Origin of the sequence: Scopulibacillus cellulosilyticus, assembly GCF_042665295.1 — a bacterium.
GTDB classification, from domain to species: Bacteria; Bacillota; Bacilli; order Bacillales; family Sporolactobacillaceae; genus Scopulibacillus_A; species Scopulibacillus_A cellulosilyticus.
Map to the genome: position 1 here is coordinate 57,843 of NZ_JBHTCO010000041.1, position 12,177 is coordinate 70,019.

The following is a 12,177-nucleotide window of genomic DNA, read 5'->3' on the forward strand; positions in this document are numbered from 1 at the left end:
AAAAAAAGGCTTTTCCCTTTTTGCGGGGTACTAAAATAAACGAAAAAACCCCCAATCTGGAGGTTTTTGCTGTTAAATTTATTTGTCTGCTTCTTTTAAGTTTTTTTGCATATAGGCTCTGATCATAAAATAACTGACTTCTTCAGGCAGCCTTTGCTTAATTGGGGTTAATCTTTTGGTTCCGGCTTCTTCAATCGCTTTTGCGATGAGCGGTTCGTAATCCGCGTCGATAAATTGTTCCCAATCAATGTCAAAACCATCTTCATCACAGCGAACCAAATGCGTTTCGACAGTTGTCGTTGAAATGCCGCGTTGATCGGCTATTTCCTGGATTGGCAGGCCTTCACTGAACATTTTATATGTTAAATGGTGGGATTTTTCCTTAGAACTGTTATTCACCCTTATTTGCGGTTTGGGTTGGGCTATGCTTGGTTCCGGCTGAGTGATTTCGTTCTCCTCGCAGTATTTAACAATTTCATTTATAAATGTTTGCCCGTATAATTCCAGCTTCTGTCCGCCAACACCTTTAACATTCAGCAGTCCCTGTTCATCTGCAGGCAGCTTGGCACTCATTTCCCGTAACGTTGCGTCTGAGAAAATAACAAAAGGCGGCACTTGCTCGGCTTCGGCGATTTCCTTTCTAATTTTCCGCAGCCGCTCAAACAGCTCGTCTTGGACAACAAACTGTTTCGCTTGCACCTCTTCCTTTTTCAACACATTTCGCTTGCCTAAAAGGACTTCTACTGCTTTTGGTGTCAATACCAGCACCGGATAATTGCCGCCTGTTGGTGCAAGGTACTGTTCAGCTGTTAAATAATCAATCAGCCCGGAGACCTGGCTTTGCGTTCTGTCACTCATAATCCCGTAGGTAGACAGGTTATCAAAGCCAAAGCTTTTTATTTTACGATCAGATGAACCTGTTAAAACTTTCGCAATAAAAGTTTTACCGAAACGTTCCTTCATCCGCTTAATACACGAAAATACCATTTGTGCGTCACGCGTCACATCAACAGACTCGCGTTCATCTGTACAATTACCGCAATGACGGCATACCGCTGCGTCTGAATCACCAAAGTATTTTAAAATATACTGCTGCAGGCACGATTCCGTATGGCAATAGCCAACCATTTGCTGCAGCTTGTCATATTCATTTCTTTTTCGGCCTTCGTCCATTTCCGACTGGTCAATAAGGAATTTCTGAATCTGAATGTCTTGCGCACTAAACAGAAGTGTACATTCACTTTCAATGCCATCACGCCCGGCGCGTCCTGCTTCTTGGTAATAGGATTCAATGTTCTTCGGTATATTGTAATGAATCACGTAACGCACATTTGATTTGTTGATACCCATTCCAAACGCAGATGTTGCTACCATAACGGTGAGATCATCATAGAGAAAACGCTCTTGATTATCGTTCCGCTCTTGTTCCGGCATACCGGCATGATACTTCCCGGCGTTAATTTTATTATTTGTTAAAAATGTATAAAGACGCTCAACCTCTTTGCGCGTGGCTGCGTATATAATGCCTGATTGCGAGGCGTTTTTATGAATATATGATTCTAAAAACCGGTCGCGATCCTGGCCTTTGATGACTTGAAAAAATAGATTTTCTCTTTCAAATCCAGTAGCTACAACATTCTCAGAAGGAATATTCAGCATATCGCAAATATCGCCGGTTACCTTAGGCGTCGCCGTCGCTGTCAAAGCAACAATGGCGGGCTTCGCGTTAATCCGATCAATCATACTTTTAATTAAAAGATAGCTTGGTCTGAAATCGTGACCCCACTGTGAAATACAGTGCGCTTCATCGATAGCGATTAAAGAAAGATTGATATTATTCAGCCAATCCAAAAAGGCAGGTGACTCCAAACGTTCCGGTGCAATATAAATTAATTTATAACGCCCTTGTATCGCGCCATCTAACCGTTCACGAACGTCAGCAGAAGAAATAGTGCTATTAATAAAAGTTGCTGATACCCCTTCTTTCTCAAGAGCATCGACCTGATCTTTCATTAATGAAATCAAAGGAGATACAACGAGGGTTACACCAGGGAGAAGCAAAGAAGGGATTTGATAACAAATAGACTTTCCGCCTCCTGTCGGCATAATACCGACAGTATCCCGCCCCTGAAGCAGGTTCTGAATAATGTCAGCTTGTCCGCTCCGAAACGAATCATAACCAAAAGTATCTTTAAGAATCTTTAGCGCTTGATCAAGCATGAGGATTCTCCTTAAAAAATGATTTATATATTAATCCTATTTTACCATTTAGATAACAAGATGTGATAGGTGACAAATGAATAAAGTTTTAAAAAAGTCGTCAAGCATACAAAAAGCCCATCTCCTTTGAGGTGGGCATGACTTTATAGCTATGCTATTTTTTTTACGGTTTGATCGAATTCTTTTTCTACTTCTGTTGAAGGTTTTGCTGTTAACAAGCTTACTATAAGTATAGCTGCGGTACATACAAGAAAACCTGGAATAATTTCATAGAAACTAATGATAGGTTGAATTTTATGCCAAATGAAACTTGGGATAAATGCGTGATGTTTCCTTATTTGAACCCACGCGATAACTGTGACGGTACCGGTGATCATACCGGTCAGCGCTCCCCACTTTGTCATTCGCTTCCAATAAAGACTAAGCAATACAACTGGACCGAATGCGGCTCCGAACCCTGCCCATGCGTATCCAACTAAATTCAGGATTGTCTGATTTGGGTGTAAAGACATTAATAAGGCAATGACGGCAACACCGAGAACAGCAAGCCTCCCAACGAGAACAAGTTCTTTATCTGTAGCAGACTTACGTAAAAATGTCTTGTAAAAATCTTGTGTTAATGCACTTGATGTCACAAGTAACTGTGAGGAGATAGTGCTCATGACCGCTGCTAATATAGCCGCTAATAAAAAGCCGGTAATAATCGGGTCGAATAGTATATCGGCCAACACAATAAACACTGTTTCTGGATTGCCAAGTTTTGCATTTGTTTCACTAAAATAGGCAATACCAACAAGACCTGTAAACATAGCCCCGACAATCGAAAAAATCATCCAGCCCATACCGATACGGCGGGCGCTTTTAACCTCTTTTTTCGATGTGATTGCCATAAAACGAACGATAATATGGGGTTGTCCAAAGTATCCCAGTCCCCAAGCAATAAGAGAAATAATGCTTATGACGCTTGTTCCCCTGAAAGCATCGAGCAATTTTGGATTAATAGAATGGATGTCGTGAAAAGTGTTTGAAAAGCCTCCGATATGAATAATCGTAACGATAGGTACTAGAATAAGAGATAAAAACATAAGTGTCCCTTGAACGAAATCCGTCCAACTGACAGCAAGGAATCCTCCAAATAATGTATATAAAATAACGACACCTGCTGTTACTAAAATTCCCCATCCATACGGAAGTCCGAAAGCGCTTTTAAACAACTGTCCGCCGGAAACCATTCCAGATGATACATAAAAGGTAAAAAATACAAAGATAACAAAGGCTGAAACTATTCTTAAAATTTTAGTATTGTCTTTAAAACGGTTATCAAAATAGTCTGGAATTGTAATCGAGTTATTGGCAACTTCTGAATAAATTCTCAAGCGCGGTGCAACAAACAACCAGTTCAAATATGCTCCTAAACAAAGACCGACAACGATCCATCCCGCACTTAATCCGCTGACATACATTGCACCAGGCAGTCCCATTAACAGCCAGCTGCTCATATCTGATGCACCGGCACTTAACGCTGCAACCGCGGGTCCAAGATTTCGTCCCCCAAGCATATAATCTGTCAAGTTGGCTGTTCTTCTGTAAGCAAAATACCCAATGCATAACATGACTATCATATAGATGCCAATTGATATAAAAACTTCAGCTTTCATATCTATTCTCCTCTCGTCTATTTTTCTTCTCTCCACGGTTATTATTATAAACCAAAGTCACGAAACCTTATTTATCGTTTTTTCTATTATTGGGTATTTCCTCATACAACCGGTCTCATCAAAAGCAGATTTAAATCTCTGTAATGTTTACTTGAAAAAAACCTTTAAAGGGGCCGGCGCAAAAAACGTGCTCGCTTCCCCTATTTTTATAAAAATTATTAAGAAAACTTTATAGCCTTTTGCTTAGTCTTCCTAATAGGAATGCACCTGCTCCGATGCCAAGTATTGTATTGGTTCGCTTATTGAATACTTGCTTGGCTACAAGATTGATATTTTGCGGCCGTTCAGCCAGGCGGCGCATGAAATAGCCATACCAATCACTGCCGAACGGAACATAAGTGCAAAATTGATAGCCCTCTTTAGCAAGCTGGAGCTGAAGGTCTTTGCGGAACCCGTACAGCATTTGGAATTCAAATTTATCTTTTGAAATATGATGTTCATCAACAAATCTTTTTACGTGATTAATAATGTGATGATCATGCGTTGCAATCGACGTAAATTTGCCGTGCAGCAAGTGATATTCTATCAATTCGATAAAATTGCGGTCGATCTCCTTTTTATCCTGGTATGCTAAGTTTTCCGGTTCTTTGTAGGCGCCTTTTACGATGCGCAGCCGGTAGTCTTTATATTTTTCAATGTTTTCGCCGGATTCAAAGAAATAGGCTTGGATGACTGTACCGATATTGTCGTAGTCCTTTGACAGCTCGTCGATTAAATCAAACGACGGTTGCAAATGGCTGTAATCTTCCATGTCAAAGTTGATAAATATATTATATTTGCTTGCCTTTTCTACGATTTCTTTTACATTTTCAAGACAAAAATGGTAATCGATGTCCAGGCCAAGCTGAGTCGCTTTTACAGATATATGAGCATTTGCATTGTTTTCATGAATGGCTTCAATAACCTGAATAATTTGCTCTTTCGCTTCGATTGCTTCTTTTTTATCTGAAACAAATTCCCCGAGGTTATCGATCGTTGTGGAGATGCCTTGTGCATTCAATTCTTTGACACTTGCCATCAATTCTTCCAAATTGGTGCCGGCAACAACGGATTTTGCACCTAACTGGAGACCATATTTTTTTGCAAGGTCATTTAATAGCTTATTTTGTGATAGACCGATGAAAAAGTCCTTTGGCGTCATAGTGTATCCCTCTTTAGTCTTTTTTTCTTTTATCCCGTTAACTAGGGTGTCTTTTGTTACGAAGCAAGTAACATCGCTTATTTTTCTCTCGTTATTCTAACTTCTAGTTTGAATTGGGCAACTTAAGAAAAGTTGCCCATCTTTTTAAAGCAGTTCGCCTGTTGTCTTCGCTTGCATGTGCAGGATAAGGTAATCAGGTCCCCCTGCTTTCGAATCCGTTCCCGACATGTTAAATCCGCCAAATGGCTGATAACCGACGATCGCTGCTGTACATCCGCGGTTGAAGTATAGGTTGCCTACATGAAATTCCGCTCTTGCACGTTCAATATGTTCACGATTATTTGAAAGTAACGCACCAGTTAAACCATACTCGGTATTATTGGCAATTTCCATCATGTGATCAAAGTCCCTTGCCTTGCAGAAGGCAACAACAGGACCGAATATTTCCTCTTGCATAAGCCTTGCCTTTTCATCCACATCGGCAATAATAGTCGGTTGAATGAAGTATCCTTTTGAGTCGTCTCCTTCACCGCCGCACATCAGTTTGCCCTCTTCCTTGCCAATGCCGATATATTTCATAATTTTGTTATAAGCAGCTTGGTCAATCACAGGCCCCATATAGTTATTCACATCTTCAGGGTTGCCAACTGTTAATGTCTTTGTTAATGCTACTGCTTTTTCAAGTACTTCATTATAGACATCTTCATGGATGACAGCACGGGAACCGGCTGAACACTTTTGACCGGAGAATCCAAACGCAGAATAAACGATTGATGATGCTGCTAGATCTAAATCAGCGTCTTTATCTACGACAACAGTATCTTTACCGCCCATTTCAGCGATCACACGCTTTAACCAGATTTGCCCCGGATGCACTTTTGCCGCACGCTCATAAATACGGCAGCCGACTTCACGGGAACCTGTGAATGATACGAAACGTGTCTTCGGATGATCAACAAGGTAATCCCCTACTTCTGCTCCGCTTCCCGGAATATAGTTAAGCACACCTTTCGGAAGGCCAGCTTCTTCCATTACCTCGACAAATTTCGCGGCAACAACCGGTGTATTGTTAGATGGTTTTAGAAGAACCGTATTACCAGCTACAATAGCAGCGACTGTCGTTCCGGCCATGATGGCTAAAGGAAAATTAAACGGTGAAATAATAACACCGACACCTAAAGGAATATAGTTAAATTTATTAATTTCTCCTTCACGGCTTTCTACAGGTACACCGTCTTTCAATTTAATCATTTGGCGCGCATAGTACTCAAGGAAGTCTATGGCTTCGGCTGTATCCGCATCCGCTTCCTTCCAAGGCTTACCTGCTTCTTTGACAAGATAACTGGAGAATTCATGCTTGCGGCGGCGTATCATTGCTGCTGCCCGGAATAGAATATTTGCACGTGCCTCCGGATCCCACTTTTTCCATGTTTCGAATGTCGCAACAGCAGTTTGCATTGCCTTTTCAGCTAAGTCTTTATTGGCTTTAGAAACCGTACCAATAATCTCCTCTTTATTGGCCGGATTTTTGGAGATGATTTTTTCATCTGTTGTAATACGTTCTCCGCCGATCACAAGAGGATAATCTTGTCCCAGCTGTGAGTTAACAACCTGCAATGCTTCTTCAAAGGCTTTTTTATTTTCCAAATTCGTAAAATCGGTTAATTGTTCATGTTTATATGATAAGACCATTGTTTTCCCTCCAAATAGCTTTTTTTATGATTCAACTTTATTTAATGCAACTTTTATGCCAAAAAAATTTATAAGATAATTAAAAGTTTTATAGAAAAGAGTGTTCACTTTTTGTTAACACTTTTGTAAAATAAGTGTAAAGTCTATACACTTTTGTAAACGCTTTAGTGACTTTATTTACTGGGGTGATGATGTTGTTGAATCAAAAAATGCCGCTTATCTCACTATCATTACCATGGGAGGAAACGCTGGATTCTAAAAAGATGAGAATCCTTCCTAAAGGTACTTTAATTTCAGAAATTAGCCATCTTTTAGATCAAAGGGATATCGCACTGATAGACCATAACGGCATGCCAATTGGATGGATACCTTTTACTAAACTTACACAAACGATTTTCAATGATTGGAAGACTGCATTAGCCTTTTATCATACTTTGCTTCAGGCTGTTGATGACGCCGTTACCGTTGTAGACAACAACGGGAAAATTATTTCTTGGAATCCTAAAGCCGAGGAACTCTATCAATGTTCAGGTGAAGATATATTAGGCAAACCGATTACTGACTTTTTCAAAAAGGAAGCGGTCGTATTAATGTCAACTTTGAAGGAAGGTAAAGGTGCGGTTCGAAAATATAATCAACCTCAGCCTAATGTTCACGTTTTAATAAATACACAGCCTGTCTATGAAGGTGAATCCGTTATAGGAGGCGTTTCTGTAGAAAGAAATATTAGTGATATCGTTAAGCTTAATGATGAGTTGTCAACAACAACGGCTATCATACACGATCTAGAAAGTAAAATAGAAACGAAATATGCTGATGATCCCTTTTATAAAATTAAAGGAAGAAGCCCATCATTATGTACGGCTGTTAATTTAGCAAAAAAAGTTGCGGCTACAGATGCTTCTGTACTAATTACAGGAGAAAGCGGCGTTGGTAAAGAATTATTTGCCCAAGCCATCCATAAATCCAGTCCGCGCTCAGATCAGCCATTTATTGATATCAATTGCGGTGCTATACCTGCGTCTTTATTTGAAAGTGAATTATTTGGTTATGAAAAGGGCGCTTTTACAGGGGCAGCCAAGCAAGGAAAAAAAGGAAAAATAGAGGCAGCAAAAGGCGGCAGTTTATTTTTAGATGAAATAGGCGAATTGCCACTGGACCTCCAAGTAAAATTATTGCGCGTTATTCAAGAAAGAGAGTTTTACAAAGTCGGGGGAAATACACCTATCCCTACTGACATTCGAATCATTGCTGCCACGAATAGAGACTTAGAAGAAATGGTAAATAACGGATTGTTTCGTCAAGATCTATTTTATCGATTGAATGTTGTTTCTGTGGAGATTCCGCCGCTGCGGGAGAGAATAGAGGATATCCCGGAACTTATACAGTTATATTTAAAGGAATTTTCAATTAAGTATAAAAAAGCGGTTCCTCAACTGGAACCTGAAGTGATGTATACATTTCTGCATTACCCATGGTCGGGAAACGTCAGACAACTTCGTAATACGATTGAACGGATCATGATTCTAATAGATGAAGATGTTATTCGCCAAAATCACCTGCCGAATAATTTTATTAAAAATAAAACAGATTCAAAAATGAATATGCCAATGATGGAATCATCATCCCCTGAAATTGAGAATGAAGAAACAAAAATAAGATATGCATTACAGAAAACATATGGAAATAAATCAGCGGCAGCAAAATTACTCGGGATTTCAAGAGTTACATTGTACAATAAAATAAAAAGATACAAATTAGATTGAAATGACCCAAGATTAAATTTTATAAAAAATCGCCGGCTGTTAAACAAAGAAAAATAATCCCCTTATGAGCCTGGTTTGGAATTCATACGCTCGGGGATTATTTTTTTACAACAATAAGTAATATCATCTTTTCAGATAATCAATAAACATGCGAATAAACTTCTCATGATCAACTTCCAGACAAACGTCAATATTTGGCTCTTTACCAAGTTTGTTATGAAAGTCGCAAACAGTTTGTCCATCGCACAATTCGCTCTTTGTTTCTACATCGACAAAAAATTTCTCAGTTTTGACAAGCGATTTGTCTAATGTAACACCCACAGCTAATGGATCGTGTAGAGCGCATGCTTTAATACCGTTCTTTTTATAAAAGTCGTTAATGTAATGGGCGGTAGAGTCCTTTACAAAATTACCGACATCCGACCCTTCCAATTGCGCGACATGTTCGTCCGTCAGCAACGCTTTCGTTGTAACATCCAAACCGACAAGTGTTATCGGAATACCTGAATAAAAAACGATTTTTGCCGCTTCCGGATCAACATAACTATTAAATTCAGCCAGCGGCGTTATGTTTCCGAGACTCTTAACCGATCCGCCCATGATTACCATCTCTTTAATCCATTTCGTTATCTCGGGTTTTTTACGGATAGCGAGAGCAATATTAGTCAAAGGTGCAGTTGGGATAAGCGTTAGTTCACCCTTATGTTTTTCGGCCTGTTCAATAATAAAGTCAACAGCACCATCATCTTCAGGCATACTTACTTGCATGTCTTTAAGCGCGCCGCCAAGACCATCATTGCCGTGCACTTCATGTTCATAAACAGGTTGCCGCAACAAGGGGCGGTCAGCACCTTTAAAAATTTGGACTTTATTGTCGAGACCAAGTAATGTTAAGACCTTTTTAGTATTTAAAGTCGCCTGATCTAAGGAAACATTGCCGGAAACCGTTGTAATCCCTAAAATATCGAGTTCCCCGCTTTTAAAAGCTAATAAAAGCGCTAATGCATCATCAATGCCAGTGTCAATATCTAAAATAACTTTCTTCATCAATTATCAGTCCTCTCTGGATGATTAATCCGCCGATATAACGTTCTTAAATAACGGGGGGCTACTCTCCCCCCATTATGATTGACGATAGACATACGGATCTTTCGGCTGATTAATTTGCTGCCATTTGGTTACTTTCAGAACCGGTATTGTTTGCTGGAAGGGTTGATAATATGTTGTAGAAATTTTCCCTTCGACTTGCAGCCACTGATCATCCTTATAATTGACATTCTTAGGAAACTCAACCATCATGCCGTATGTGCCGGCATCCGCTATACAGTGTATGATGCCAAATCGGAATAGGAAAAATTGCTTTTTACTTGAATTATGGTCATCTGTATCATGATAGACAAACCCATTCATTGATAACTGTTTATTAACAAATTCACCGGGGAAATTATAGACGACTTCTAAAGCACGCAGATAATTCCCATCATTAAGCACGAGTTTTTTAGAAGAGCCATATTTCTTTAAATCAGATTGCTCCATATTTTTATAATAGTCCTTGTTATACCACATACTTGTATCAGGTCGCAAAACCTGGTGTATTTCTTCTTTGTTGCCATCGTCAACTTGAGAAAAGTGAAAGCCTTTTGCTTTTACAATGTTTGAATTAAGGGTTGCGACTGGCAAGAACAGTCCTGTTACAATCGGTATAAGCAGTAATCCATAGACAAGAACTTTCTGAAGTATCGTTTTTTCACCATGCGAATGACCGTGCGCATGGTCATGGTCATGATGATGCGCGCGATCGTGATCGTGATGATGGTCATGATCATGGTCATGACTATGTTCGTGATGATGGCTGTTGGCGTTTTTTTCCTTTTTGTTGCCTTCTGACACCCACTTAAACAATTGATATAGAGTTAAGAAAGCAAAAATAAAGATCATGGTAAAAGATAAATATGAATACTTCATATTTATATATTTACTAATATCCCCTGTTACATGCAAATGCATAAATAAAAAGAAAAAGCCAAACAAAATAATAAGCCGGATCACTTCACTCACTCCCCTCTTAAAATGTAAGTTCAAAAAGGAGGACAAACATGGCGGCGACGCAAGCCATGTTTCCCGGACTTTTTGAACAACCTCTTAAATGAATAATGCCCCTGTAAATACACAAACAAAAATCAACAATACAAGAGTCAAAACAAACTTTTTCTTAAAGACACTGAGCATCATAATTAAATTTTTCATATCTACCATCGCTCCGAATACCAAAAAGGCTGATAACGGACCTAAAGGAAAAGTATTTCGGAAAGATGACGCGATAAAAGCATCGGCCTCTGAACATACAGACAGTATAAAAGCCAAAAGAATCATAACGAGAATAGCAGTAGCTTTCGTATTCCCCATCGAAACTAAAGTACTTGTTTTTATAAACGTTTGCATAGCTGATGCAATTAATGAACCGATAACAAGAAACTTGCCGACGCTAAAGAATTCATCAATTGCATGATCAATGACTGCTTTAATTTTTCCTAATACTGAAAGGTTGCTGTGACTGTGATGATGATCATGTGCATGGTCATGATGATGTTTATGTTTTTTCGCCTTTTTATTAATAAACTCTCTTAATTGGTCATCACGGAAAATATACGATATGATGAGCCCGACAACGAAAGAAACAACCATCGCTAACCCGCAGCGATAGAATACCATCTTCCAGCTGTTGCCGAAAGCGACATAAGTAGAAAAAATAACAATCGGATTAATAATCGGCCCTGTCAACATAAAGGCAATCGCAGCATGAAGCGGCACACGTTTTTTCACTAACCGTTGTGTAATCGGCACAATACCGCACTCACAACCCGGAAACAGTGACCCGACGCATGTCCCCATTGTTACCGATAAAAATCGGTTTTTTGGTATAACCTTGGCAATCATTTCTTCTGTAATAAACAGTTCAATAAGCGCTGAAATAAATACACCTACAACAACAAATGGAACTGCCTCGATTAACAAGCTGATAAAAATCGTGTTCATTTGTAAAAAAGATTGACTAAACATATTTAATTTCTCTCCAATACTTCATGTTTATCATCTATCAATTTCATAACCTATTAATTTCGTTCAAACCGATTCAATTATTTTAACATAGATTTTGCGGCAAACTTGTGTAATTTTTTTGATAAACATTTGGATTGGGGACAAGATTTCGCCAAGGAAAAAACTTCCGCTTACAGCATGATGTATTTTTTATACGTTAGAATCCCCCCTTGTGATTTATCATTTTCTTTTTAGACAATAATTTGTAAAAAGTTTAAAAGAACTTCTTTTCTCAAAAACAATTAAAAGCAGGGGATCTGGTTTTCTTTAAAACCAATGGAAAAAGCATTTCGTTTGCAGGTATTTACTTAGATAACAATAATTTTATTGGTGCAACTTCCAAAGGGGTTAGAGTACAATCTCTTAAGACAAAATATTGGGAGGATTATTACGCAGGGGCCAAACGCCTTGTTGAATAACAATAAAAAATACTTAATTTCATCAAACAGCTAAAGATCATTTCATTATAGATAAACAGAACATCCTAATTCCTTATTTAAAGGATATCAGGGTGTTCTGTTGCGCTTTTCTTTTACAAAAA

At 38.9% G+C, this 12,177-nt stretch carries 8 protein-coding genes and 1 pseudogene; 2 read left to right on the forward strand and 7 right to left on the reverse strand.

Translation table 11 applies throughout. The features are described 5' to 3' along the window. Nucleotides 1-78: 78 nt before the first annotated feature. The 4 genes from recQ to pruA all read right to left on the reverse strand — a co-directional run bounded on the left by recQ (nt 79) and on the right by pruA (nt 6,771). Nucleotides 79-2,220 (reverse strand): DNA helicase RecQ, encoded by a 2,142-nt coding sequence (recQ, locus tag ACFQRG_RS18740; RefSeq protein ID WP_380968955.1) that lies wholly within the window; start codon nt 2,218-2,220, stop codon nt 79-81. Nucleotides 2,221-2,369: 149 nt separating this feature from the next. Then, nucleotides 2,370-3,878 carry a sodium/proline symporter PutP gene (putP, locus tag ACFQRG_RS18745; protein WP_380968957.1) on the reverse strand — a complete coding sequence of 503 codons (1,509 nt, stop codon included), beginning with the start codon at nt 3,876-3,878 and terminating at the stop codon, nt 2,370-2,372. 229 nt (nt 3,879-4,107) lie between these two features. Beyond that, on the reverse strand, nt 4,108-5,079 hold the full coding sequence (locus tag ACFQRG_RS18750) for a proline dehydrogenase family protein (protein ID WP_380968959.1): 972 nt from the start codon (nt 5,077-5,079) through the stop codon (nt 4,108-4,110). Nucleotides 5,080-5,223: 144 nt separating this feature from the next. Then, nucleotides 5,224-6,771 carry an L-glutamate gamma-semialdehyde dehydrogenase gene (gene pruA / locus ACFQRG_RS18755; protein WP_380968961.1) on the reverse strand — a complete coding sequence of 516 codons (1,548 nt, stop codon included), beginning with the start codon at nt 6,769-6,771 and terminating at the stop codon, nt 5,224-5,226. Between the two features lie 191 nt (nt 6,772-6,962). Here pruA and ACFQRG_RS18760 point away from each other — a divergent pair, with 191 nt between their 5' ends. Further along, nucleotides 6,963-8,537 (forward strand): sigma-54 interaction domain-containing protein, encoded by a 1,575-nt coding sequence (locus ACFQRG_RS18760; protein WP_380969092.1) that lies wholly within the window; start codon nt 6,963-6,965, stop codon nt 8,535-8,537. Nucleotides 8,538-8,660: 123 nt separating this feature from the next. Here the strand turns inward: ACFQRG_RS18760 and ACFQRG_RS18765 are convergent, their stop codons facing one another. From ACFQRG_RS18765 to ACFQRG_RS18775, 3 genes are all read right to left on the reverse strand, one after another. Further along, nucleotides 8,661-9,584: a nucleoside hydrolase gene (locus tag ACFQRG_RS18765; RefSeq protein WP_380969094.1), complete on the reverse strand. Its 924-nt coding sequence runs from the start codon at nt 9,582-9,584 to the stop codon at nt 8,661-8,663. A 75-nt stretch (nt 9,585-9,659) separates the two neighbouring features. Continuing rightward, the gene (locus ACFQRG_RS18770) at nt 9,660-10,586 is read right to left on the reverse strand and encodes a TIGR03943 family putative permease subunit (RefSeq protein ID WP_380968963.1); all 927 of its coding nucleotides are present in this window, start codon (nt 10,584-10,586) and stop codon (nt 9,660-9,662) included. A 93-nt stretch (nt 10,587-10,679) separates the two neighbouring features. Then, nucleotides 10,680-11,597, reverse strand: coding sequence for a permease (locus ACFQRG_RS18775; protein WP_380968966.1), 918 nt, complete (start codon nt 11,595-11,597; stop codon nt 10,680-10,682). A 278-nt stretch (nt 11,598-11,875) separates the two neighbouring features. Between ACFQRG_RS18775 and ACFQRG_RS18780 the strand changes: the two are divergent. After that, a pseudogene (locus ACFQRG_RS18780) lies at nt 11,876-12,055 on the forward strand (C40 family peptidase); the annotation flags it as partial. Between the last annotated feature and the right edge of the window lie 122 nt (nt 12,056-12,177).